The sequence below is a fragment of the Moraxella sp. CTOTU49097 genome, assembly GCF_032064105.1.
Classification (GTDB): domain Bacteria; phylum Pseudomonadota; class Gammaproteobacteria; order Pseudomonadales; family Moraxellaceae; genus Faucicola; species Faucicola osloensis_B.
Genome location: NZ_DAMBOA010000001.1, coordinates 43,106 through 68,346 on the forward strand (window position 1 = coordinate 43,106; position 25,241 = coordinate 68,346).

At 43.1% G+C, this 25,241-nt stretch carries 19 protein-coding genes; 4 read left to right on the forward strand and 15 right to left on the reverse strand.

The window, feature by feature from the left end:
• Positions 1-203: 203 nt before the first annotated feature.
• The 7 genes from RT064_RS00275 to RT064_RS00305 are packed head-to-tail and all read right to left on the reverse strand — an operon-like array spanning position 204 to position 6,938.
• Positions 204-923: a glycosyltransferase family 2 protein gene (locus RT064_RS00275; protein WP_313060047.1), complete on the reverse strand. Its 720-nt coding sequence runs from the start codon at positions 921-923 to the stop codon at positions 204-206.
• Between the two features lie 14 nt (positions 924-937).
• Positions 938-1,540, reverse strand: a complete 603-nt coding sequence (locus RT064_RS00280; RefSeq protein ID WP_313060050.1) for a class I SAM-dependent DNA methyltransferase — start codon at positions 1,538-1,540, stop codon at positions 938-940.
• Positions 1,533-2,354, reverse strand: a complete 822-nt coding sequence (locus tag RT064_RS00285) for a PIG-L deacetylase family protein (protein ID WP_313060053.1) — start codon at positions 2,352-2,354, stop codon at positions 1,533-1,535. Before RT064_RS00285 ends, RT064_RS00280 begins: the two co-directional genes overlap by 8 nt.
• Complete coding sequence (locus RT064_RS00290; protein ID WP_313060056.1) at positions 2,342-3,439, reverse strand: acyl-CoA dehydrogenase; 1,098 nt, start codon at positions 3,437-3,439, stop codon at positions 2,342-2,344. The genes RT064_RS00285 and RT064_RS00290 overlap by 13 nt, the downstream gene beginning before the upstream one ends.
• A gap of 29 nt (positions 3,440-3,468) precedes the next feature.
• Positions 3,469-4,908, reverse strand: a complete 1,440-nt coding sequence (locus RT064_RS00295) for an alpha,alpha-trehalose-phosphate synthase (UDP-forming) (protein WP_313060059.1) — start codon at positions 4,906-4,908, stop codon at positions 3,469-3,471.
• Positions 4,896-5,729 carry a trehalose-phosphatase gene (otsB, locus tag RT064_RS00300; protein WP_313060063.1) on the reverse strand — a complete coding sequence of 278 codons (834 nt, stop codon included), beginning with the start codon at positions 5,727-5,729 and terminating at the stop codon, positions 4,896-4,898. Before otsB ends, RT064_RS00295 begins: the two co-directional genes overlap by 13 nt.
• A gap of 45 nt (positions 5,730-5,774) precedes the next feature.
• A complete protein-coding gene (locus RT064_RS00305) occupies positions 5,775-6,938 on the reverse strand; it encodes a zinc-dependent alcohol dehydrogenase (protein ID WP_313060065.1) in 1,164 nt (387 codons plus the stop codon).
• Positions 6,939-7,628: 690 nt separating this feature from the next.
• Here RT064_RS00305 and clpB point away from each other — a divergent pair.
• Positions 7,629-10,226: an ATP-dependent chaperone ClpB gene (gene clpB, locus RT064_RS00310; protein ID WP_313060066.1), complete on the forward strand. Its 2,598-nt coding sequence runs from the start codon at positions 7,629-7,631 to the stop codon at positions 10,224-10,226.
• Between the two features lie 46 nt (positions 10,227-10,272).
• Here clpB and RT064_RS00315 read toward each other — a convergent pair whose 3' ends face one another.
• Complete coding sequence (locus RT064_RS00315) at positions 10,273-11,007, reverse strand: ATP-grasp domain-containing protein (protein ID WP_313060068.1); 735 nt, start codon at positions 11,005-11,007, stop codon at positions 10,273-10,275.
• Between the two features lie 105 nt (positions 11,008-11,112).
• Here RT064_RS00315 and dcd point away from each other — a divergent pair, with 105 nt between their 5' ends.
• Together dcd and RT064_RS00325 are read left to right on the forward strand one after the other, a co-directional pair.
• Entirely contained in the window at positions 11,113-11,688 is a 576-nt protein-coding gene (gene dcd, locus RT064_RS00320) for a dCTP deaminase (RefSeq protein WP_007116249.1), read from the forward strand.
• Positions 11,689-11,888: 200 nt separating this feature from the next.
• Positions 11,889-12,131, forward strand: a complete 243-nt coding sequence (locus RT064_RS00325) for a hypothetical protein (RefSeq protein ID WP_313060071.1) — start codon at positions 11,889-11,891, stop codon at positions 12,129-12,131.
• 59 nt (positions 12,132-12,190) lie between these two features.
• On the opposite strand, the gene RT064_RS00330 is transcribed toward RT064_RS00325, so the two are convergent.
• The 6 genes from RT064_RS00330 to RT064_RS00355 form a co-directional block, all read right to left on the reverse strand.
• Positions 12,191-13,975 carry an acyl-CoA dehydrogenase C-terminal domain-containing protein gene (locus RT064_RS00330; RefSeq protein ID WP_313060073.1) on the reverse strand — a complete coding sequence of 595 codons (1,785 nt, stop codon included), beginning with the start codon at positions 13,973-13,975 and terminating at the stop codon, positions 12,191-12,193.
• Between the two features lie 144 nt (positions 13,976-14,119).
• Positions 14,120-15,913, reverse strand: coding sequence for an acyl-CoA dehydrogenase C-terminal domain-containing protein (locus tag RT064_RS00335; RefSeq protein WP_313060074.1), 1,794 nt, complete (start codon positions 15,911-15,913; stop codon positions 14,120-14,122).
• Positions 15,914-16,063: 150 nt separating this feature from the next.
• Positions 16,064-17,908, reverse strand: a complete 1,845-nt coding sequence (locus RT064_RS00340; protein ID WP_313060077.1) for a putative bifunctional diguanylate cyclase/phosphodiesterase — start codon at positions 17,906-17,908, stop codon at positions 16,064-16,066.
• A 2-nt stretch (positions 17,909-17,910) separates the two neighbouring features.
• Positions 17,911-18,780: a 16S rRNA (uracil(1498)-N(3))-methyltransferase gene (locus RT064_RS00345; RefSeq protein ID WP_313060080.1), complete on the reverse strand. Its 870-nt coding sequence runs from the start codon at positions 18,778-18,780 to the stop codon at positions 17,911-17,913.
• 275 nt (positions 18,781-19,055) lie between these two features.
• Positions 19,056-20,447, reverse strand: coding sequence for an adenosylmethionine--8-amino-7-oxononanoate transaminase (gene bioA / locus RT064_RS00350; RefSeq protein WP_313060081.1), 1,392 nt, complete (start codon positions 20,445-20,447; stop codon positions 19,056-19,058).
• A 371-nt stretch (positions 20,448-20,818) separates the two neighbouring features.
• Positions 20,819-21,994, reverse strand: a complete 1,176-nt coding sequence (locus RT064_RS00355) for a sigma-54-dependent transcriptional regulator family protein (RefSeq protein WP_313060085.1) — start codon at positions 21,992-21,994, stop codon at positions 20,819-20,821.
• Between the two features lie 196 nt (positions 21,995-22,190).
• Between RT064_RS00355 and exaC the strand changes: the two genes are divergently transcribed.
• Positions 22,191-23,702, forward strand: coding sequence for an acetaldehyde dehydrogenase ExaC (gene exaC, locus RT064_RS00360; RefSeq protein ID WP_096488733.1), 1,512 nt, complete (start codon positions 22,191-22,193; stop codon positions 23,700-23,702).
• A 254-nt stretch (positions 23,703-23,956) separates the two neighbouring features.
• Here exaC and lldD read toward each other — a convergent pair whose 3' ends face one another.
• On the reverse strand, positions 23,957-25,105 hold the full coding sequence (gene lldD, locus RT064_RS00365; protein ID WP_138019086.1) for an FMN-dependent L-lactate dehydrogenase LldD: 1,149 nt from the start codon (positions 25,103-25,105) through the stop codon (positions 23,957-23,959).
• Between the last annotated feature and the right edge of the window lie 136 nt (positions 25,106-25,241).

Genomic DNA, 25,241 nt, shown 5'->3' on the forward strand with positions numbered 1-25,241 from the left:
TAATGAAAACGAACTTAGAATAGACTTAATGTAATGCGATTGAAACTTCTGACTGCTTTCTAGCTGTTGTCCAGTATATAGTAATATCGGCAGATAGCAAGGGATATCACAATAGTTTTGTAAGTGAACTGTGTTAAACCCAATTTTTTACCTTTATTTAAGCCAAAGGCTGATTTTGATTTGAGCCAAAGGCTGGTTTTAATTTAAGCCGAAGGCTGATTCTCTAAACCCCTTAAAAAATGGGCAAACCCTTCCTCAGCGCGGGCATCAAGGCGACTGCTAGTCACCACGCGTACCAAGTTACTCCAAATAATGGGTAAATTGGCTTGCTCAAATTTTTTCACCAATCTCACATCTTCATGGCAAGTTAATTCATCAAAACCACCCACCGCCAGATAATCTTGACTGGCAAAGCTCAAATTTGCCCCGTGGATATGGCGATGATTCATACAATCTTGATAATGGGCGAGGTATTGCTGTTTGGTACTCTCTGACAATGCATCCCAACAATCGATACTCACTACGCCACATATCATAGCTGTGGGCGTAGTTGTAGGCTCAGCTTTTAGATGTTTGATTTGTGCAACTAACCAATCAGCTTCAACCATACTATCGGCATCGGTGCACGCAATCCAATCCGCCCCTTGTTCAATCAAGTAGCGCACGCCCAAATCCCTGACTTTACCCACGCAGCGAAACTCACAGCGCAGCCAGTCTACGTGGGCGTTTTGTACTTTTGATAAGGTATCATCATCACAACTATCTAGCACGACCACCGTTTGTACCGCTATGTCGCTTGATAGCTGAGCAATCGCCTGTTTTATCGCATCCAAACACGCGCTGATGCTATCGGCTTCATTATGGGCAGGAATGACTATGCCGATTTTTTTGGGTAGCCGCTGTGGGGCGGTAGTATTTGCCATGATGTTTTTCTCAGTTATTCCACTAGATTTTCTTGTTTGGCAAGGCTTTGGTGATTGGCTTGCCAAATGGTCAACAAAAAATCTTGGTCAATCACATGGCTTTGCTGACGGTAGTGCAGCTGTTGTTGTAAACAGTCGTGGACTGTTTCGCCTGTCAGTTGAAACCCGTCAATCGGATAGCGCCAATGACAGGCTAAAATCACGCCATTGTCTGTCGATGCAGTGTTGAGCCAAGCGATGACTTCGGTCAGTGCGTCAGGCGCCAAGTAATATAAAATCTCACTGACTACAATCAAATCAAATCGCTCACTGGGCAAATCCTGCGGTATCAAACCTTGCATCACCTGCACATGCGCCTGGCTCTGCAGACGCTCACTGGCAAGTTTGACTGCCTCAAGTTGCCCATCCACACACCGCAAATAATCGCAGCGCTGGGCTAACTGCTCACTAAATACACCATTGCTACAGCCAAGTTCAATCGCCTTGGCAAAATGCGGGTAGGGCAGCAATGACAAACAAATCGCGCGTTTTCGCACTTCATACCAGCGTTTTTCATATTGCCAAGGGTCGCTACTATGGGAATAAATTTGGGCAAAATACGCTGACACATCAGTCATGAAGATATACCTCAAACGGTTGGCTAAGCCTAGTTAATGTGGTGTCAGACAAAATAGGCGCTGTTCCCGTTGTTGGGTCAGCATAAATTTGACTGCTAAAACAACGCATGGCATAACTTTTTCGCTGCGCCTGCAATTCGCTTAAATCAAATCGCCATGCCTTGTGCCAGGGAATACGGCTATCGCCAGGTTTCGCCCAATGCCATGCCCAAATCAGCACTTGATAACAGGTCAAATTTAAGCGACTTTTAAATGCATGGGCAAAACGCTGCACCACTTGCCCAGTGCCTTCATGATCGGGATGACCATCGTACGCAAATGGGGTGATTAAAATATCAGCGGGCTGAATCAGCGATCTTAACTTGTCAAAAAAATCCGTTTGACGCCCAAAAACTTCGCCATCAGGAAAATCGAAGCTCGTCATCGACACATTGGGCAAATCTAAACTGCTACCCAGCGTTTCAAGTGCAAGCTGGCTTTCAAGTGCGCGGATTTTTGCCAGTTTGTCGGTTGGATACAGCGGTGAGTTAGGGTGGCTTTTTTCGCCGTGGGTGACGCTAACAATCAATACTTGATTGCCTTGAGCCACCAACGCTTGCAGCAAGCCACCACAGCCCAAAATCTCATCATCTGGGTGCGGCGCAAAAATACACACGCGCCGATGGGTGGGAAAATGGGTCAATATATCGAGTCTGGTGAGACTGTGCAACCCTTGCCAGGCTTGCCAGTCTTGTGCAGAGGTGCCGTCGCCTGCAATTAAACGGTCACCCACAATCGGATGCAGTGGGGCATATTGAGAATTTACAGTTGCCATAATGCCCCTTGTGAATCGCCAAGCTGTTCGGCAGTTAATTTGCCAATCGCTTCACTGTCAAATGCACCATGGGTTTGACGAATAAATACCGATAAATCTGCCGATAGCCGTGCAAAATGGGCGTTTTTGCAATAAGGCGTTGCGCCCAAGGCTTTACCAACTTTTTCAAGCACTAGCATGGCGGTAGTCTCCACTTGCGCTCTTAAGATACGGATGGGCAGGGCATGACTTTGACTCGGTTGACTATCGATTAATTGCGCAACCTGATAAAAGTAGGCTTGGGTGACACTGAGTGCTTGCGATACTTCGCCAAGATAAAGTGCTTTAAAGGCTTGGGGTTTTTGCTGATAACTATCCAATAAAAACTGTGCCAACTGCGCTGCCGCGCCATACCAACAAGCCGCTACCCCTGCTGCACCCTGCCAAAACCCTGGGCGGTCGAGATAAGGGCTGCTGCCTTTGGCAATCGCATTTGATATGACTTGGGTGGCGTTAGCGCCTTTTAGATGGAGCGTGGCTGTCGCCGTGTAGGGCATACCTACCGCATACCAACCGCTGTCATCAATGGTCACTTGCGGTTGCTTCATGGCTAACATCAGCAATTGGGCGTTATTATGGGCATCTCGGAAACTAACCAAGCCATGATCGACAAAGGTCGCACCCGAACACCACAGTTTTTGTCCCGTGCATGTTTTGCCATCAAAACGCAGTGGCTCATCACCGCCTTCTGCTGCCCATACGGCCCATAGGCCTTCAGCAATATCGTCCACGCCCAATTCTGCCAAAATCGCCAATGCATCAAGATGCGACTCAAAAAATTTGACCAAGTTCAAATCACAAGCCGCAACCTGTGCCAATACTTGCCAGCGCTGTAAAGTATGACCGTCAGCAGGCAAGGCAATTTGAGCGGACAAAAGCACCAACTGTGACAAAGTTTGCTTTAATTGTGTCACATAAGCAGCATCGCTTAGTTTAGGTGAGGTATCAACCGCTCTGCGAAAGTCTTGCAAAATAGCGCTGATTAATTTGCCCAAGTCCGATTGGTGATAGTCGGTAGGTAAAGCGTGATCCAATACTGGTGTCATTGTGAGTTTCTCATTGTCTACTTTGTTGTCTATTTTATTGTCTCTGTGATTGGGTTCTTTGGTTTATCCATGTGGGTTAAATCTGCCAAAAAATGCGCTCGCCACGTGTCAATATCGGTATCATAGATGCTCTTTAGTAGCGATTGGTGACGTTGTTCCCGTTGTTGTTTGGTCATGGTCAATGCTTGGTATAAGCCTTCTATCATGCTGTCGTTGTTCGTAGGGTCGACCAAGAGAGCTTGCTGAAGTTGGTGCGCTGCCCCCGCATTTTTAGACAAAATCAAAATCCCTGCGTTTTGTTCATCCTGTGCGGCAATATATTCTTTTGCCACCAAATTCATGCCGTCTTTTAGCGAGTTAACCCAACAAATTTGGCATTGCCTAAATAACGGCATTAAATTGTCATGACTGACAGGGTCTTCTTGATAGATAATCGGTTGCCAACTGGCAGTAGCAAATTGGCTATTAATTTGTTCAACTAGGGTATGCACTTGTTGTCGTAACTGTTGATAGGTCTGAATATCAAGACGGGACGGGCAAGCAATTTGATACAGCTGAATCCGTTCAAGATATTGCGGATAACGCTGCAAAAAGGCGGCAAAAGCTTGTAAGCGTTCGGGAATACCTTTGGTGTAATCCAGTCGTTCCACCGCTAAAATCGTGGTGATGGTTGAAGTGAGATTTTTTAACACAGCTTGGTCGGACAGCGGTTGACTGGCAAGTTTATGAATATAGACAGGATTGATACCAATCGGATAAGCTTGTATTAAGGTGGTATGATTGCCATGGCTAATCAGTGTACGCGCATTTGTTTGAGTAATCTGGATGGCGTGGGGGAGTAGCTGCTCAATCACCGCGACACAATTTTGAGCGTCTTGTTGGGTTTGTAATCCAACCACATCATAATCGAGTAATTGATGGATTAAAGTTTGTCCATACGTCAAAAAATCCCACACCCATAACTGGGGAAATGGAATATGTAAAAAAAAGCCAATGCGCTGTTTCATGCCTAAGTCACGGCAATGCCTTGCTACCGCAAAAAAATGATAATCTTGTATCCAAATCATATCGTCAGGTTGCGCGATTTGCTGTAGTTGTTTGGCAAACATGCGATTGACAGCTTGATAAACGCTAAAATCTTCACTACTTGATATAATCAAATCCGTGCGGTCATGCATCCCCGCCCAAAGTCGATTATTGGCGTAACCACAATAATACTTTTCATATTGCATGGGTGAAAAAGCCGTCGTGACATAGGTGACCTTGTCATGCTGCTCAGTCGCAAATTGATTGACGGTATCGGGCATATCGCTGATATTTGTCACTACTTGACCATTCCAACCGACCCAAATACCGCCATCTTTGGCAAGGGCTTCTTGAAGCGCTACTGCTAACCCTCCTGCTACGGCTTTAGGTGACTGTTTACTAGGTAAATTAACCCGATTCGATAACACAATCAACTTTGACATAGGGTCAATAATCCTTGAAGTAACGCGGTAACGGCTGAGACGTCGCTCACATAATAATGGGCATGGGTGGGTTCACAACCGACTTTGACACCAATTCCTTTGATATCACTACCTTTCTTATTTGATGTATCACCATAACTTTGTACAGCAATAAATCCTGCTTCATCGGTCACATCATCGCCGATAAATATCGGACGGCAATGAGGGTGATAGTGGGTTAGAACATGGTTAATGGCACTGCCTTTATCGACCCCTTGCGGCAATAGCTCATACACACATTTGCCCGCTTTAAGTTGCCAATCCTTAAAATCATGCCCAATAGCTTGCATGATAGTTAAAGCGTTATCGGCAAGTTCGGGATGCTCACGAAAATGCAGTGCCACACCAAAAGGTTTTTGCTCAATGCGCCAGTGTGGATGATCACTAGTGGCGTTAATGACGCTTTGATTAATTTGTTGTAGCTGCGCTAAATCGATGTCTACCAAAGAATAGCTATCAATTAGAGTATCGCATTGCAAACCATGACTACCAATCACCGGCAGTTTTAACGGCGCTGTCAAACGTCTAGCGTCGGCAACCGACCGCCCTGTTACCAGCCAAATGGGTAAGTAATTTTGTAACTGCGCTAAAATTGCTAAATTATCATGGCTGATAAAACTTTGTCGGGGATCGGGGTAAAATTCACTAAGCGTCCCATCAATATCTAGCAATAACAAAAAATCACCAACCCCTTGCACAACTTTGCCTAAATTATTGGCTAAAAGTTGTGAGGGGCTAGTGATGGAATGCTTAATCATGGTATCAAGCTGATTAACGCTCATTTTATCATTCTAAATTAATCATGCTAAATCCATGATTAGACTAAATTACGGTGTCAAAATTACTTTTCGACACTCTTCTTCACGTTTTTCAAAGATTTCATAACCTTTTGCTGCATCCGATAGATTCATACGATGGGTAATAATCGCTTCGGGCGATAGATCCCCATTTTCAATATGTTCAAGCAGTTGTGGCAAGTATTTATGTACATGGGTTTGACCCATTTTAAAGGTTAATCCTTTGTCAAACGCATCACCCATCAAGAAACCATGAATTGGACCTGCATACACCCCAGGAATACTGACTGTACCACCACGGCGTACCGCTGCCATACATTGGCGTAATGCCGCGCCACTTGAGCCTTCAAGCTTAAGCGTCGTTAATACCGTTTCAACTATGCTACCTTTTGATTCAAAACCAACGGCATCAATCACCGCATCGACACCACGATGCCCCGCAGTTTGCTCAATAATTGCTTCTGCGGCATCAACTTTGTCAAAATTGACAGGAATGGCGCCATATGTATCTTGTGCGTATTGTAGACGATAGTCATTGTGGTCAACGATAAATATTTGTGCAGCGCCTAGCATTTTAGCACAGGCGGCTGATAACAAGCCCACAGGTCCTGCACCATAGATAGCCAAAGTAGAGCCTTTGGTGACATTGGCATTCGTCACCGCTTGCCAAGCAGTCGGCAAAATATCGGATAAGAACAACACTTTTTCGTCAGGCAATGAACCTGGGACTTTGAAAGGACCAAAATTGGCTTTTGGCACACGCACATAGTCTGCTTGTCCGCCAGGCACACCGCCGTATAAATGACTAAAACCGAACAATGCCGAAGGTGGTGGAATAAGCTTTTTGTTCATCGCTGCGCCGGGACCCTCATTGGTAGTCTCACAGGCTGCCATCAAATCATTTTGACAAAAAAAGCAGCTACCACAGGCAATTACAAAGGGTATCACCACGCGATCGCCTTTTTTTACCGCCGTGACGTCAGCGCCCACTTCTTCGACAACCCCCATAAATTCATGACCAAAAATATCGCCTTCTTCGGTCGCAGGGATTTTGCCACGGTATAAATGTAAGTCCGAGCCACAAATGGCGGTAGCAGTGACTTTTAAGATAATATCATCTTTGGCTTGTAATTTTGGGTCAGGAACATTGTCGACTCGAACATCTTTGGCACCATGGTAGGTTAATGCGCGCATGGGTATAACTCCTAGTTGTTGTTTTGCTGTTGTTGTTTTTTGACTGTTATTTGACCAAATAAAGTAGCGCCACTGAACTAATATGATATGTTATGGGGCGTTATCATTTGATGTTGTGCAGAGTAACATGCGCCATGCACGGTTGTTGTCTATTCATGTAGTAGATAGGTTAATGTAATGTAAGCTGCCTTACAATAAACCATTGAAAATATTATATAATTTTAATCATCGTCCATAAAATTTTAGTATCAATTTTTAAATATGGCTTAAACTTTAGTTCGCGTAATTTTTTTAAAAATAACGGTCAAGGCGGCTAATAAAAAATCAACACGCTACTACGCAACTAATTTGCTATTAAAAGGAAACGCATATTAGCTAACCACAAAACTCAGTCAGTCAACTCAGTGAGTAAAACTGATTAGCTGTATCCCTTTGGAGGTTATACATTAAGCCAAAACTTGTTGGTGTATGATTTTATCTACATTTTTATTGTCAATTTTTGATAGGTAACACGTTGAATTTTGCAAGCTATTGACCCAAGTGATAATTAAGAATACAGCCATCATCAATCATCAAAAAAAACATTGTTAATTAAAAAAATTTAAAGGTGGATATTGAAACAATTTATCAAAACACCATATCAATTTTAGTTCAAAGCTAACTAGTTAAAAGCCAAAAGGAAAAATAATAATGCAATTTGATAAATTTACCAATGCCTTACAAAATGCGGTTCAGCAGGCACAAACCCTCGCCGTCACTCGTGATCATACCGCGATTGAGCCGATTCATTTATTGTCAGTGCTACTCAATGAACCGAGTAATGCCCATGTGTATGAACAGGCAGGCGCAAACTTAAGCCAGTTAAAAGCAGAGGTGCAGCAATCGCTCAACAACCAAGCGGTGATTGGTACACCCACAGGTGATGTCAATCTTAGCCCAAATACGGCTAAGATTTTAAATCTAGCCGAGCGCCATGCGCAAAAAGCCGGCGATCAGTTTTTATCCACCGACTGGGTGCTGGTTGCCCTAGCAGAGACGGGCGATACCGCAAAACTGCTTGCAAAAGCAGGGGTCAATGAGCCAAAACTAAGACAAGTTATTAATTTTATTCGTGGGGGTGATAAAGTGGATACACAAAATAGCGAAGACCAACGTGATGCCTTAAATAAATATACCATCGATTTAACCGCACGCGCCGAATCGGGCAAACTTGACCCCGTGATTGGGCGTGATGACGAAATCCGCCGTACCATTCAAGTATTGTCACGCCGTACCAAAAACAACCCTGTGCTTATTGGTGAGCCAGGCGTGGGTAAAACTGCGATTGTTGAAGGATTAGCACAAAAAATCGTCAATGGTGACGTGCCAGAAGGCTTGCGCAATAAACGCGTATTATCGCTTGACCTGGGCGCACTGATTGCGGGCGCAAAATTCCGTGGTGAGTTTGAAGAACGCCTAAAAGCGGTACTTAACGACCTAGCAAAAAGCGAAGGACAAGTCATTTTATTTATTGATGAAATTCATACCTTGGTCGGTGCCGGTAAAGCCGATGGCGCGATGGATGCGGGTAATATGCTCAAACCTGCGTTAGCGCGTGGTGAGCTGCACTGCGTGGGCGCGACTACCCTTGATGAATACCGCCAATATATCGAAAAAGATGCCGCCCTTGAGCGTCGTTTTCAAAAAGTATTGGTTGATGAGCCTACCGTGGAAGATACCATTGCCATTCTGCGCGGTCTAAAAGAGCGTTATGAACTGCATCATGGGGTCGATATCCAAGACAGTGCGATTATTGCCGCCGCGCAGATGAGCCATCGCTACATCACCGACCGCAAATTGCCCGACAAAGCCATTGATTTGTTGGATGAAGCAGCTAGCCGTCTAAAAATGGAACTTGATAGTAAACCAGAAGCCTTGGGCAAATTAGAAAGCCGTTTGATTCAGCTTAAAATGCAACGTGAAACCTTAAAACATGAAGATGACGAAGGCGCAAAATCCCAGCTAAAACTGCTGGACACCCAAATCAGCGAGCTTGAAAAAGAATACGCAGATTTAAACGAAATTTGGCAAGCAGAAAAAGCCCTTGTTAAAGGTAGCCAACAGCTCAAAGACGAGCTCGATAAAGCGCGTATCGCCTATGAAAAAGCGCAGCGTGAAGGTGACTACGAGACCATGTCAAAACTGCAATACGAAACCATTCCACAACTGGAAAAACGTATTAAAGATTCTGACTTGGCTGAGCAAAAAGAGCAAGCAGGGCAAGCGCCAAGCGTCAAACTGCTACGTAACAAAGTCACCGAGAACGAAATCGCTGAAGTCGTTGCCGCTGCAACGGGCATCCCTGTTGCAAAAATGATGCAAGGCGAACGTGAAAAAATGCTGCACATGGAAGAAAAACTGCATGAGCGCGTAGTCGGTCAAGATGAAGCAGTACAAGCAGTCGCCAATGCGGTGCGCCGTAGTCGTGCTGGTCTGTCTGACCCCAATCGTCCTAGCGGTTCTTTCTTGTTCCTAGGTCCGACAGGCGTGGGTAAAACTGAATTGACCAAAGCGTTGGCAAGTTTCTTGTTTGATGATGAAAATGCCATGATTCGTATTGATATGTCTGAATTTATGGAAAAACACAGTGTCAGCCGTCTTGTCGGCGCACCGCCAGGCTACGTGGGTTATGAAGAAGGTGGGGTATTGACCGAAGCCGTACGCCGCCGACCCTACAGTGTGGTATTGTTTGATGAAGTAGAAAAAGCGCATCCTGATGTGTTTAATATCCTACTGCAAGTGCTAGACGATGGTCGCTTGACCGACAGCCAAGGTCGCATTGTGGACTTTAAAAACACCGTCATTATCATGACCTCAAATCTTGGTTCGCATAAAATCCAAGAAATGGCAGGCGATAGCTACGAAGAAATCAAAGCGGCAGTGATGAATTCAGTCAATCAGCATTTCCGCCCAGAGTTTGTCAACCGTATCGATGAAATCGTGGTGTTCCATCCATTAGGGCAAGAACAAATGGCGGGTATTGCACATATTCAACTATCACGTCTGCGTAAACGTCTTCAAGAGCGTGACATGGATATTGTATTGTCAGATGAAGCCATGACTCAATTGGTCGCTGTGGGTTACGACCCTGTGTATGGTGCAAGACCGCTAAAACGCGCTATCCAGCAGGAAATCGAGAATCCGCTATCAGTCAAATTGTTATCGGGTGAGTTTGTGGCGGGCGATACCATCAAAGTGGATGTCGATGCCGAAGGTAAATTGACCTTTGATAAATTACGCGTTAGCTAAGGTAGATAATAAAAAACCGCTTTCAGATGAGAGCGGTTTTTTGTTTTTAAAAATTTGCATAATCTTCTGTATTAGTTAGCTCTGCCCATCTGGCTGACAGAAACTTTGCATAGTTAATTGGATTCATGCCATAACTTCCCACAGCGAAACCTTCATTCACTTCAACAATATATAAATCTCCTTTATCTGTAATTCCAAAATCAATAGCATAGGCATTTGGGGCATTTTTAAAACTTTCAATCGCATTTTTTACGATAGATAAATCAATTTTTGAATCCCATGCTCCCTTATACTGTCGAACATCAATCAATTTACCATAACGTACAAAACATCGCCATTCAGTGACGAAACTCATGATTTCAGAACACCAAATTTCAAAATTATGTGAATCAACTATGCCGATTAAATCTGTTTGACTAGATATAATTTTGCCTGTAAAACGCTTTAAATCACCTTTTGGTTTGATGAAGATTGGTTTGGGGATTGGAATACTTAAAAGCTCATTCATTGAGCTTTGCCAAATTTCTCGACCAAAAAATGATTTTAAAGAATTTGGATAATCAATATTATCAGAGTGATAAGATATGCCAAGTTGCTCTAATCGAGTTTTAACGTCTTGAATGCCACTGATAATAACCACATCTGAAAGTTCATTTTGAATTTCACTAATATCTATAAATTTAATAGTTTCCCAACCGAGCTTATTAAAACCCTCATTTGCAATGTAAGTATTCACATTTATAAAATCATACTTTTTATTGCATTTGATAAAAACTTTCATAGTCAAAACCTAATTTGTTAAATATCAGGTAATATATCGAAAAAGACCAATTTACGGTATAATCCGTTTCATTTTATTCGCAAAAATTATATAGGGAAAAACAAAATGTCAATCAAATCCGACCGCTGGATACGCCAAATGGCACAAGAGCATGGCATGATTGAGCCATTTGAAGCAGGTCAAGTACGTGTTGGCGAGCAGGGACAAAAATTGGTCAGCTACGGCACCTCAAGCTATGGTTATGATGTCCGCTGTGCGCGCGAATTTAAAGTGTTTACCAATGTCCATTCTGCCATCGTTGACCCAAAAAACTTTGATGAGCGTAGCTTTATTGATATCGTGGGCGATGAATGTATCATCCCGCCCAACTCATTCGCTTTGGCTCGTACTGTCGAGTATTTTCGTATTCCCCGCGATGTATTGACCATTTGTTTGGGAAAATCTACCTATGCGCGCTGCGGTATTATCGTCAATGTCACGCCGCTTGAGCCAGAATGGGAAGGGCATGTGACGCTTGAATTTAGTAATACCACCAACTTACCCGCGCGTATCTATGCCGGTGAGGGCGTGGCGCAAATGCTATTTTTCCAAAGTGATGCCGATGATGTGTGCGAAACTTCCTACAAAGACCGTGGTGGTAAGTACCAAGGTCAAATGGGCGTGACTTTACCCAAAGCGTAAATGGCAAACGATAAGCAGTAAGCAGTAATATAGACCCACTTCGGTGGGTTTTATATTTTATGGCGTTAAATTGTTAAAGGCTTAAATTTTACACGAGCTTACAACTGCTTTAAGCTTTCTATTTTTGAATATGTCATACTAACGATGCGCTAACACTATCGTTTTAAAATAATAATATCGCACATAAGAAGGATAACACCATGATTGAACTAAGTAATAACTATGTCGCCCTAAATTTGGCAAAATTTATCTATGAAGAAGAAGCCAAACTCACGCCAAATAAACACCAACAAGAAAGTGATATCAAAGAATATATTTTTGAGTTATATGAAGAGTGCGTTGCTGTCGTTGAAGAAAACGACTCAGCGGATTATGAATATGAAGACTTCGATTTTGATGAAAATGAATCGTTGGCAGATGAGGATGACGATATGCTTCGCTAACCTATTAATCCATAAAAAAATCGGCTCAAGTGGCCGATTTTTTTATATTTAAGTAGGGATTAAGCAATGGTTGCCGCAAAATAATCGCGGTCAAACGCTGTGATGGGTTGGCTCGTTGCTTTTACCATCGCAATATGCGCATCTAAGCGTGGCAACATACGACCGACATAGTAGTCTGCTAATTTTGCTTTATTGGCATAGAAATCGCCTTCTTTGCCATTCGCCGCTTCAACCATCAGGCCAAACATATAAGCAAAGCTGACATAACCAAAGGCTTGTAAGTAATCAACCGCACAGCCATTGATTTCGTCTTTATTGACCGCTGCCGCTGCTACCACCGCTTTGGTTAAGTCTTCAAGTTTATCCGCTGATGTCAAAATCGCTTGTTTGATGGTATGGTCTGCGTTCATGTTATTGGCAAAGTCACGCATTTCTTGCACATACGTTGTCACAAATGCACCGCCGTTTTTCACCACTTTACGACCCAACAAGTCAAGTGATTGGATACCATTGGTCCCTTCATAAATTTGCGAGATACGGGTGTCACGTACGATTTGTTCCATACCCCATTCACGGATATAGCCATGACCACCAAAGCATTGCTGTGCATCAATTGACGCTTCAAGACCACGGTCGGTTAAGAATGCTTTGGCAACTGGCGTCAAAAGAGCGACACGATCATCAGCAGCTTTTCTTGCTGCAGCATCATCGGTATATTTGTTGGTATCAAGCTCTTTGGCAACATACATCGCAAAGCAGCGTGAGGCCTCACTGATGGTTTTAGCATTTAACAGCATACGGCGAACGTCGGCATGAAATACGATTGGGTCAGCAGCTTTGTTTGGCTCTTGGATACCGCTATCGGCGCGACCTTGGATACGGTCAAGGGTATAAGCTGTGGCGTTTTGATACGCTAACTCAGCGCCACCGATACCTTGTAACCCCATTGTCAAACGCTCATAGTTCATCATGATAAACATGGACGCAAGACCGGTATTTTCCGCCCCTACCATAAAGCCTTTGGCGCCATCAAAGTTCATGACGCAAGTTGCTGACGCTTTGATACCCATTTTGTGCTCGATAGAGCCACAGCTTACCGCGTTACGATCGCCCAATGAGCCATCCGCATTCACATGGAATTTGGGTACGATAAACAATGAAATCCCTTTTGAGCCTGCTGGGGCATCGGGGGTTTTTGCCAATACCAAATGGATGATGTTGTCCGCTAAGTCATGTTCACCTGCGGTGATAAAGATTTTGGTACCTGTAATATTGTAGCTACCGTCTTCGTTTGGCACGGCTTTGGTTTTGATGATACCTAAATCCGTACCTGCGTGCGGTTCGGTCAAACACATTGTACCTGTCCACTCACCTGAGTAGATTTTTTCTAGGTAGGTTTGTTTTTGTTCTTCAGAGCCTGCGTTATAGATACACATACACGCGCCACCTGATAGGTTTGGATAGAGCGCGAATGATTGGTTGGCGGTAAATACCATCTCTTCAGCGAGCATAGTCACCATTTTTGGCATGCCTTGACCGCCATGATTTGGATCACCGCCCAAACCAATCCAGCCGCCTTGTGCGTATTCGTCAAATGCTGCTTTAAAGCCAGTGGGTGTTTTTACTTTGCCTTCACCCAGATATTGTGCCCCTTCTTCATCGCCCGAGCGGTTGATGGGCAGTAACGTGTTTTTAGCAAATTTTGACATTTCTTCTAAAATCATATTGACCGTGTCACTGTCAACATGGGCTAACTGTTCATTTTTTTGCCAAAAATCGGCTGCATTGAATACATCATTTAAGATGAATTTCATGTCTTGAATTGGCGCATTATAAATAGGCATATTATTTCCTTTTATGGGTTAGCTCGTAATTCGAAATGAGACAAATCCTTAGACAGCTTTTGCTACCTAAGGATTGAATAAAAAATTAGACTATCAATGATTCTATCATAATTTTATTACTACACTGGATAGCTTAGTAAAAAATTAGAATTGGAATTCGTCAACTTCCATAGTCATGTATGGCTCAAGACCTGTATCAATACGTTTGACGTAAGTTAAGGTGCGAGGCAATAGTTTTGCAAAGTAGAACTGAGCGGTTTTGATTTTCGCTTGATAGAACTTGGTCTCAGTGGTGTCGCCTTGGAGCGCTTGTTGAGCAACTAACGCCATACGCGCCCATAGGTAAGCTAGGGTGATGTAGCCACTATAGTACATGTAGTCAACCGCCGCTGCACCCACTGCATCAGGGTTTTCAGTAGCTTGCATACCAATACGAGCAGTCAAATCGCCCCATTCTTTATTCAAACGTGCTAGTGGACGAATGAATTCACCCATTGCATCATTGTCTTTATTTTCTTCACAGAATTGATAAATAATTTTGCTAAAGTTAGCTAGCATTTTACCTTGTGAACCCAATACTTTACGACCTAACAAGTCAAGTGATTGGATTTCAGTGGTACCTTCGTATAGACAAGCAATACGCGTATCACGTACGTTTTGTTCCATGCCCCATTCACGGATAAAGCCGTGACCACCATATACTTGCACACCGTGATTGGCTGCTTCATAACCTGTTTCAGTTAAGAAGGCTTTGGCAATTGGGGTTAAAAAAGACAACATTTGGTCAGCGTAAGCTTGTGATTCGCCTTCACCTTTAGTTACCACATCAGAGAATTGTGATAGATAGTAGACGAGGGCACGGCCACCTTCAGCAAACGCTTTACAAGTTAATACCATGTTGCGCACTGCTGGATGGACGATGATTGGGTCAGCAACTTGTTCTGGCGCTTTTGCACCGCTTAATGCGCGCATCGCAAGACGTTCTTTGGCGTAGCTTAAGCCACCTTGGAAAGCCAGTTCTGCCGCAGTTAGACCTTGAATCGCAGTACCAATACGGGCGGTATTCATAAAGGTAAACATACAGTTTAGACCTTTGTTTTCTGGTCCAATCAAGTAACCTTTGGCTTTATCAAAGTTTAATACCGCAGTTGCAGAGGCTTTGATACCCATTTTGTGTTCAATCGAACCGCAGGTAACAGGGTTACGCTCACCGATAGAGCCATCTTCGTTGACATTGAATTTTGGTACGATGAACAATGAGATACCTTTGGTACCTGCTGGTGCACCGGGTAAACGCGCTAGTACGATATGGACAATGTTGTCTGCCATGTCGTGTTCGCCCGCTGAGATAAAGATTTTTTGACCGGTGATAGCGTATGAACCGTCTTCATTGGGTTCAGCTTTGCTGCGGATAATACCTAAGTCAGAACCTGCATGCGCTTCGGTCAGACACATGGTACCTGTCCACTCACCGCTGACGAGTTTTAATAAATATTTTTGTTTTTGTTCATCGGTACCGTGGTGTTCTAGCGTACGGATAGCACCTTCAGAGAGACCTGGGTACATTGAGAAAGACCAGTTAGCGGTACCTACCATTTCATTGACCGCTGAACCCAATGACAATGGCATGCCTTGACCGCCAAATTCTTCATCGGCACATAAAGAAGGGAAGCCTAATTCACAGTATTGTTTATAGGCTTCTTTAAAGCCTTTTGGCGTATATACATTACCATTTTCAAAACGACAGCCTTCTTCATCGCCTGAACGATTGAGGGGTGATAATTCTGCTTCAGAGAAGCTTGCACCTGCTTCTATGAAACTATCAATCGTTTCTTTATCCGTATGGGCATAGCTAGGAATGGTTTTGTAGTGATCTTCAAATTTTAATAACTCATGCATGACAAATTTCATATCACGAAGCGGTGCTTTATATTGCATACGATATCCTTGATTAGTGTTTTAAAAAGACAAAAAAACCTACCCCATTACTAAGGTTTTATATCTCTAAGATAGGAAAATTTGGCAAGGGTGACAAGGTGCTAACATGACTATAGGGTCATAAAAAAATCTAATTGGTCTAATTAAAACTTATAGCAAATAGTTTGGTTTATAGTTGGCTTTGAGCCACTCTGTGGTATCTTGACTAGACATGGGTTTACCAAAACCAAAGCCTTGAATCGAATCACAGCCGAGGCTACGCAGATATTCGATTTCTTCACGGTTTGAGACGCCCTCAGCCAATGCTTGCATGGATAACGAGTGCGCCATCTCAATCACTGATTTGACTATCACTTGTTTTTTTGTGTCCTGTAAAATATCCGTGATAAATAAGCGGTCAATTTTGAGCACATCAATCGGATATTTAATCAAATATTGCATCGCGGCAAAGCCTGTACCAAAGTCATCAATCGATATACTAAAACCATACTGGCGCAGTTTTGCTAGCATCGCTTGCGCTTTTAATTCATCATGGATTTTGCAGACTTCCGTGATTTCAAAACTAATCAATTGGGCAAGCCAACTATACTGCTGTATCGTCGCTTCAATAAACTCAATAAATTTGTCACTAATCAATTGGCGAGTATCAATATTGATACAGATGAGGCAGTTATAGCCCATCTCACGCCATGTCAAAATCTGCTCGATACAGGCTAACACGATTTTTTCAAATAGCTGCTGCGATGATTTATCGAGCACCTCCGCCAAAAAATCGTTGGGGTAGAGGAGTCCAAGGGTGGGGTGCTCCCAGCGCACCAGCGCTTCAAACATCGGCAAATCGGGCTGTGCAAACGCTAACTTAGGCTGAAAGTAGGGCAAAATTTGCTGTTTTAATAATGCATTTTTAAAGGCACTGAGCAAATGAATGTCTTTAAAATTGCCTTTTTGCTGGTTGTCATCATACCAAACACAATCTTCATCACTGATGAGCCGCGCATGTTTTAACGCCGTGTCTGCTTGTAATAGCAATGTCTGAGCATCTTGGGTATGGGTTGGGAAAACCGAGGCGCCAATCGACAACCTTAAATAAATTGATTGATCATCAATGCTAAAAGGTAAGTCAAATAACTGTTTGAGCGCTGCCACGTAGTGATGCGCGGCATCAAGGTGTTGTACCGAAATCATCGCCGCAAAACTATCACCCCCAAACCGCGAAAAAGTGACTAAACTCGTACCCGAAATTTTTAAGGATTTTACCCGTTTGACAAAACCTTGAATCAGCGTATTGGTATTTTCAATGCCAAGGCTGATGTTAAAAGACTGTAATTTATCAATATTGATGCGTAGCAATACCCCCATACATTCACGCTGATTATCGGCTGTGTGGTAATAGTCAATACAGTTTTTTAATTTGTCATAAAAAGTATCGTAATTGGGCAGACCCGTTAATTCATCGTAATTGTAGAGTTGTAAGGTGTGGCTAAGCTGTGCATCTTTTTTGGTCAAATTGGTGAGTAACCCGACATACACCATCCGATTATCATTGACTTCACACACGCAGATATCTAGCCAAACCGCCACTTCAGGTGAATGGTGATAAGAAAGCACTAAATTGGTCGAAATTGATTGTCGATTATCCAGTTTGATAATGATGGCGGCAATCGCTTTCTGTAAATATGGGGCATAGGTCTTATACGGATAAAAATAAAACAGGCTACCTATCACCTGATCGCGTGGCAAGGCGGTAATGTTTAAAAATTGCTGATTGACACAGATAAAACGTAGCCGTTCATCAAGCATAAAAATGCCATCATGGATGTTTGAAAAAATCGAGGCAAACACCGCATTTTGATGTTCAAGCGAAATTTTTTTGTCAAAAAAATGGCTATCGACAATAAACCCATACTCACTTAACTCACCATGACAAAACTTGTTAGCACCCATAAAGCAATCACGATGGTCTATCGGCATGACTGATTTGTTATTCGATGACATGATTATTCCTGTGCAAGGGTCAAAGTTTGATGTAGCGTCAACAATGATGACAATGCGACAACAGGGGCTGTCTCAGTTCGTAGCACGCGCTCGCCAATTTGCCAAGGCATAAAACCTCGCTCGATAGCTTGCGTTATTTCTTGCTCTGAAAACCCACCTTCGGCGCCAATGAGTAACCAAAATTGGGCTAAAGAACACTTTCTAAACTGCTTTTTTATATGGGTTAGTGGGTTGGGATATGGGGTATAGGGCGTGATGGGTTCAATATCGTTATGCTCAATGTCGTTACCTTCAATTTGATTATAAGGTGGCACTACGCCACTGTCATCTGGAGGAACGGCTAAAATTAATTTGGTCACGGTGCTAGAAGTGGGCACGCCTGCTGGCTCGTCAATCCAGTCGCTAAAAGCTTTTGGCGACAGTAATGTTGGCACAATATTAAGCCCACATTGCTCACAAGCCGATACCGCAACCTGCTGCCAATGGGCGAGCTTTTTATCGGCTTGGTCTGCTTTTAGGCGTACTTCGCTATGTTGGCTTGTGAGCAGTTGAATCGATGACACCCCAAGCTCTGTGGCTTTTTGAATGGCATAATCCATGCGCTCGCCACGGCTCATAACCAAGGCAATGTTCACAGTAAATGGCAAATCTCGATTGATCGGATTAAAATCGTTGATGGTAACGAGCGCTTGTTTTTTAGTGACATCCGTTAAAGTGACGGTATATTCACCACCTTGGCCATCAAAAAACAATGCTTGCTCGCCCATACTTGCTCTTAACACCTTACACCAATGATGAAAAATATCTTCGGTCAAAGGCACAGTGCTGCCAACTTTTAGCGAATTTGGTTGGTTATGAAAAAATCTACGCATAAATCATCTAAGTAAGTTTCACGATTGAGTTAAGTTAAGTTGATTAGAATACCTACAAAAGTTAAATATTTTTTGACGATAATCTCATGGATTATACGTTAAATATTAGCAATGTAGGCGTAAGCTGTGAATTTTAATACAATTTTTTATAATAAAGTAAGAATTGAACGTTTGTAAAAAATCCTAACTTTTGACAAGGGATGATAATAACCAACATCTATTTACAATTAATTAGTTAATTAGTCAGTAAATTTCATGAGGCGTTAGTAAAGGCATTAAGGCAAATCAATGGCTTGAGACGCGCCTTGGGGTATTTCTGGGATATTGTCACAAAGCTTTTGCAAACAATGATTTAATATGCCAAAGATGTGTCCAAGCTCTGCTGGGGTCGTGCAATAAGGCGGAATAAGATAAACATGGTTGCCAATCGGACGAATCATCACGCCTTGATCAAGGCATAAATTGGCAAAAACTTTGCCCAAATTTTGAGAAAAATCCAAGGTAAAAGCCGCAATCATGCCGGTTTGACGTACAAACTTTATGGGTAAATTGGCATCAGCTAATTGCTGTAAGCCATCAGCCATCGCTTGGATAAGGGATTGGTTGTGTAGCAAAACATTATCGCGTTCAAACAGTTCAAGCGACGCCAAAGCCGCACTACAAGCCAATGGGTTGCCAGTAAAACTATGCGAATGTAAAAAGCCTTTTTCCACTTTGTCATCATAAAATGCTTGATAAACATCATCGGTTGTCATGACGCAAGACATTGGCAGATAGCCTGCCGTTAGACCTTTTGACAGACAGATAAAGTCAGGGCAATAATCGTCTTGTTTATCCGCATCTGCCAACGCCAGCATTTGCTCTACCGCAAACATAGTACCTGTACGACCAAAACCCACGGCAATCTCATCATATATCACATGGATGTGATAATGGTGCGCAAGTTTGGCAACGCCAAGTAAATAATTAGCAGAATACATCGCCATGCCCGCCGCCCCTTGTACCAAAGGTTCAAGGATAATCGCACAGATATCGCGAGATTTTTCTGCCAAGATGCGTTCTAGTGCATCCAAGCTTTTTTGCTCATGCAGCTGCGCTGCCATAGCGTCAGGGCTGAAAATATGCGCGGGGGAAGGAATACGAATTTGACTGACAATCAAATCTTTGTATTGCTCGCTAAACAGCGGGATATCTGTCACTGCAAGACTGCCAACGGTTTCACCGTGATAACCGTGTTCCAATGAAATAAATTTGGTTTTTTGCGTTTGCCCTGATTGCTGCCAGTACTGCAAACTCATCTTAAGCGCGACCTCCACCGCCCCTGAGCCACTGTCGGCAAAAAAAGCTTTGGTTAGCGATGTGGGCGTGATGGCAACCAGTTTTTCTGCAAGCGTCAAAATCGGTGGGTGAGTGACACTAGCGATTAAAGTATGCTCAAGCGTATCGAGCTGCTGTTTTATTTTTTCGTTGATAAAGGGATGGCAATGTCCATGTAAATTGACCCACCATGAGCTAATCATATCGTAATAGGCGTTACCGTCCTGATCATATAATTGATTGCCTTGAGCTTTGATGAGGTGGAGTGGGGGATTGTTTTCAAGGGCTTGCATCTGGGTGCAAGGAAGCCATAATGCGTTATTCATAAGGGTCTCAAAATTTTTTGTCACATTGTAGCACTTTTGACCCAAGAAAAAAGGCTTGAAATCGCAAGCCTTCTAATGCTATGAGCGATAATGGTAATAATAGGAACGTTAATTATCACAGAATTTACGTACTATAAATTTTCGATAAAAAATACAAAAGCATTACCACCCAAAAGTGCATAGAGGCATGCTATCTTTTATCTTAAAAGGTCGATGGTATTTTAGAAATGCTTGCACGGACAGCGGCTAGACAGGGTAGCAAGGGCGGGAAGTGAAGAACACACAAAACTAACGATGTGGTAGGGGTATCACCCCTATCGAAAAAGCCTGGCAACGGCTTTTTCAACGAAAAATTTATGATTAGGGGAAAATTAATGGTTAAGCAAAATTGGTGGTTACCGATTTGATAATACCTCTAAATGTTGGTGAATCGAGAGGTTATCTGGCATTAATTCAATCAACCTTTCTATCGCATCGCTAGCATCGGGGCAATTTGACAAATGCATGAGTAATAAGTCAACCTGATCTGAATGATAAATGGCTTGGCTCAAGCGAGCTTCTAAACAGGTGCGCCAAGTGCATAAAAAAGGGCTTTCAGTTTTGCTAAAAAATATGCCGGCATATAATTTGATGGCGGCTTCTAAATAACCTGCATTTAATGATTGTTCGACCCGTAAAAAATCACCATCGATAGGCATTAACAGCCGGTACGGGCGAGAACCTAACAAACCAGTAAGTGTATCCCGTAACTGCGACATTTCAGTCTTTAGCGTACCTTGTGACACTTTACGCTCACCGTAGATCGCTTGGTGTAAGGCATCTAAGCTCATGCCTTGGGGACAAAGTGCTAACACTGTCAATATCTCGGCTTGCCGAGGGGTCAGCCGCAAGGTTTTGCCATTGAATATAACACTGGGTTCATTAAATCCTTGAATATACAGATAGTGTCTTTGGCACTCATTCAAAGCGGATTGTAAAATACTAGCACAGCGTTCAGCAGCAAATATACCAAAATTATTGTGATTCTGCCAAGTGGTCGATAAATCCAGTACGCCAATGACCTGCTTGGTATGCGGTTCAATAATAGGCGTGGCATAACAGACCCATTCATGAACCGAAGGCATATAGTGTTCATTGGAAAAAACACAAGTTGATTGCTGCGTTTTTAGCGATAAAGCGAGCGCATTTGTGCCAACTTGGCTTTCCCCCCAGCATCCGCCTTCGATGAAGTTAACCGCTTCGGCTGCTTTTTGCATAGACTTGCTGGCAGTCGTCCAGATAATCGTACTACCGATATCAGCCACAGCCATCACCATGGAGGATTGCAAAGTAATGTGTTGTAATTGATTTTGACAGTAGCCTAAGGCTTTTTTTAGATAATACGATTGATCGCTTTTGGTGGCGTTAATGGGTGCTTGTTGGCGCTCAGTTGGAATGTTAGCACTGTCTGAGCGATGCCATGACTGAACAATACTTTGTTGGATAAGGTCTGCATTATTATCGGTAAAGGTAATGTTAAAACGCCTCTTATCAATCCGATGCCTTTGCTCTAACAGTCTATTTTTATTCATATTTTAAAATATCCTAATGCACTAACCAATCCTTGGTTTTTAAAATAAGCTATCTTCAATAGTATAATGTACATCCCTTATTGTAAAGGATAATTAAACACCTACCTTTTACCTACCGTTTCTGTAATAATATGAATTTGTAAACCCCAACTGCACGAAGCAGTTTATCTACCAACTGACAAAAGGAAATGTCATTATGCGTTATGCTGACCCTAATACTGACGGTGCTAAAATCAATTTTAAAGAAAAGTATGACAACTTTATTGGCGGCCAATGGGTTGCGCCGGTTAAAGGTGAGTACTTTGATAACATCTCACCCGTCAACGGCAAGCCCTTCGCAAAAGTCGCCAAATCAAGTCCAGAAGACATTGAACTTGCACTTGATGCCGCCCATACCGCTAAAACTAAGTGGAATGCGGCTTCACCCACAGAGCGTTCTAATCTATTATTAAAAATCGCAGATCGCCTTGAGCAAAATATTGAGTTATTGGCAGTAGCTGAAACATGGGAAAACGGTAAACCCATCCGTGAAACTTTAGCTGCGGATATACCACTTGCCATTGACCATTTTCGCTACTTTGCCGGTGCAATCCGCGCGCAAGAAGGCGGTGTTTCACCCATTGATGATGACACCGTCGCTTATCACTTTCATGAACCTCTAGGTGTGGTTGGACAAATCATTCCTTGGAACTTCCCAATTTTAATGGCTACCTGGAAAATAGCGCCTGCACTAGCCGCGGGTAACTGCATCGTCTTAAAACCCGCCGAGCAGACGCCTGTGAGCTTATTGGTGCTTGTTGAATTGATTCAAGATTTGCTACCAGCAGGTATTTTAAATATCGTGAATGGGTATGGCGAAGAGGTGGGTAGTCATTTAGCTAGAAGCCCACGCATCTCAAAAATTGCCTTTACTGGCTCAACCCCTGTCGGTCAGCTTATTATGAAGTATGCGACAGAGAATATTATTCCAGTTACTTTAGAATTAGGCGGTAAATCACCCAATATTTTCTTTGCCGATGTCATGGATAAAGAAGATGATTACCTAGAAAAAGCGCTTGAAGGTTTTACTATGTTTGCGCTCAATCAAGGTGAAATATGTACCTGTCCTTCGAGAGCCTTAGTGCATGAAAGTATCGCCGATGCCTTTTTGGCGAAAGCCGTGGAACGGGTAAAACGTATTAAAACGGGTCATCCATTGGATACGGAAACGATGATTGGTGCGCAAGCCTCTCAGGAACAACAAGACAAAATCTTAGGCTGTATTGCTACAGGCAAACAAGAAGGCGCCGAGCTTTTAACCGGTGGAAATGCCAGACATGAGGTAGGTGAAGGCTATTATATCGAGCCGACGATTTTTAAAGGCAATAACCAAATGAAAATCTTCCAAGAAGAGATTTTTGGCCCAGTATTGTCTGTGACGACTTTCAAGGACTTTGATGATGCCATGCGTATTGCCAATGATACTATGTTTGGGCTGGGTGCTGGCGTGTGGGCACGTAGTGGTAATACTGCTTACCGTGCGGGGCGTGGCATTGAAGCTGGGCGAGTATGGACAAACTGTTACCACATTTATCCAGCCCATGCCGCATTTGGTGGTTACAAGAAATCAGGCATCGGGCGTGAAAACCACAAAATGATGTTAGAGCATTACCAAAATACCAAAAATTTACTGGTCAGCTATTCTGAAAAACCGATGGGCTTCTTCTAGAATTTGATAGGTCATAAACAACAAAAACCGCTCTCATAGAGCGGTTTTTTTATCGAAAATAAAAAATATCAATATTAAATTCATTTACCATCGCTCAATCAACCATTCATCATAAGCGGTTATTGCGCCATGAAGTTGATAAATTTAATGCACTTAGTGGCGCGGTGAACTTAGCTAAATCATAAAATCTTAGGATTTACCAGAATAAAAAAATCCCATAAAGATGCTAAGGTTGGCTATTTACTGTCAGTCTATCAAGTCAAAGTACTAAAATCTACTAAACAGTCTCGATTGATATCTTGAATTCGGTTTGCACTGGTCAATGTCATTGCCACGCGCATTTCTTTGTCTATCAAGTTGAGTAAATTGGTCACCCCAGCTTCACCATCGGCGGCTAACGCATAGATAAATGCACGTCCTAACATACATAAATCTGCCCCCAATGCCAGCATTCTCACCACGTCTAAGCCATTACGGATACCCGAATCCACTAAGATTTTGATATCACCTTTAACAGCATCAGCAATTTTGGGTAGGGCAGTGGCGGTTGACATCACGCCATCAAGCTGACGTCCACCATGATTGGAAACCACGATACCATCAGCGCCAAAACGTACCGCATCTTTGGCGTCTTGTGGGTCAAGAATACCTTTGATGACCATAGCGCCATCCCAAAAGTCACGAATCCATTCTAAGTCTTTCCAAGAAATCGAAGGATCAAAGTTATTACCGAGCCAACCGATATAATCTTCTAAGCCAATCGCTTTACCAAGATATTTAGAAACATTACCCAAATCATGGGGTCTACCCAGCAATCCCACGTTCATTGCCCAGTGCGGATGGGTGCACGCTTGTAGATAGCGACGCATGGCGGCATTGGGTCCACTCATACCGGAGTGCGCATCACGGTATCTCGCCCCAGGTACAGGCATATCGACGGTAAACACCAGCGTTGAGCAGCCTGCCGCTTTGGCACGCTCCAGCACATTTTGCATAAATTTACGGTCACGTAACACATACAGCTGAAACCACATAGGGCGATTGATTTTTGGAGTAACTTCTTCGATAGGGCAGACGGATACCGTTGACATGGTAAATGGAATGCCTTTTTTGTCAGCAGCCATGGCTGCTTGGACTTCACCACGGCGAGCATACATACCTGTCAAACCCACTGGCGAGAGTGCCACAGGCAAAGACAGCTGCTCACCAAAAATCTCAGTGGATAAATCAAGCTGCGTCATGTCTTTTAATACCCGCTGACGTAAGGCAATACTCGATAAGTCTTCAACATTACGTTTTAGGGTGTATTCTGCATACGCGCCACCATCAATGTAGTGGAATAAAAAAGGGGGTAAACGGCGGCGAGCCGCTTCTCGGTAATCATTGGCAGAAGAAATAATCATAATATCCCTATCTTAACTATGTTATTAATGGTAGAAATAGCCACGTGCATTCAAAAATGTTTACACTAAAATACGTTTATCAAATGCGCCTGAATTAACAGGCATCAGTATTAAAAAGCATCAGTATTAAAAAGCA

Coding starts and splice junctions, on each gene's coding strand:
- clpB (WP_313060066.1), top strand. CDS start 7,629: ATGCAATTTGATAAATTTACCAATGCCTTACAAAATGCGGTTCAGCAG.
- RT064_RS00325 (WP_313060071.1), top strand. CDS start 11,889: ATGATTGAACTAAGTAATAACTATGTCGCCCTAAATTTGGCAAAATTT.
- RT064_RS00330 (WP_313060073.1), bottom strand. CDS start 13,975: ATGCCTATTTATAATGCGCCAATTCAAGACATGAAATTCATCTTAAAT.
- RT064_RS00340 (WP_313060077.1), bottom strand. CDS start 17,908: ATGTCATCGAATAACAAATCAGTCATGCCGATAGACCATCGTGATTGC.
- RT064_RS00355 (WP_313060085.1), bottom strand. CDS start 21,994: ATGAATAAAAATAGACTGTTAGAGCAAAGGCATCGGATTGATAAGAGG.
- RT064_RS00285 (WP_313060053.1), bottom strand. CDS start 2,354: ATGGCAACTGTAAATTCTCAATATGCCCCACTGCATCCGATTGTGGGT.
- RT064_RS00295 (WP_313060059.1), bottom strand. CDS start 4,908: ATGTCAAAGTTGATTGTGTTATCGAATCGGGTTAATTTACCTAGTAAA.
- RT064_RS00290 (WP_313060056.1), bottom strand. CDS start 3,439: ATGACACCAGTATTGGATCACGCTTTACCTACCGACTATCACCAATCG.
- RT064_RS00275 (WP_313060047.1), bottom strand. CDS start 923: ATGGCAAATACTACCGCCCCACAGCGGCTACCCAAAAAAATCGGCATA.
- lldD (WP_138019086.1), bottom strand. CDS start 25,105: ATGATTATTTCTTCTGCCAATGATTACCGAGAAGCGGCTCGCCGCCGT.
- RT064_RS00315 (WP_313060068.1), bottom strand. CDS start 11,007: ATGAAAGTTTTTATCAAATGCAATAAAAAGTATGATTTTATAAATGTG.
- RT064_RS00335 (WP_313060074.1), bottom strand. CDS start 15,913: ATGCAATATAAAGCACCGCTTCGTGATATGAAATTTGTCATGCATGAG.
- exaC (WP_096488733.1), top strand. CDS start 22,191: ATGCGTTATGCTGACCCTAATACTGACGGTGCTAAAATCAATTTTAAA.
- RT064_RS00305 (WP_313060065.1), bottom strand. CDS start 6,938: ATGCGCGCATTAACCTACCATGGTGCCAAAGATGTTCGAGTCGACAAT.
- RT064_RS00345 (WP_313060080.1), bottom strand. CDS start 18,780: ATGCGTAGATTTTTTCATAACCAACCAAATTCGCTAAAAGTTGGCAGC.
- RT064_RS00280 (WP_313060050.1), bottom strand. CDS start 1,540: ATGACTGATGTGTCAGCGTATTTTGCCCAAATTTATTCCCATAGTAGC.
- otsB (WP_313060063.1), bottom strand. CDS start 5,729: ATGAGCGTTAATCAGCTTGATACCATGATTAAGCATTCCATCACTAGC.
- dcd (WP_007116249.1), top strand. CDS start 11,113: ATGTCAATCAAATCCGACCGCTGGATACGCCAAATGGCACAAGAGCAT.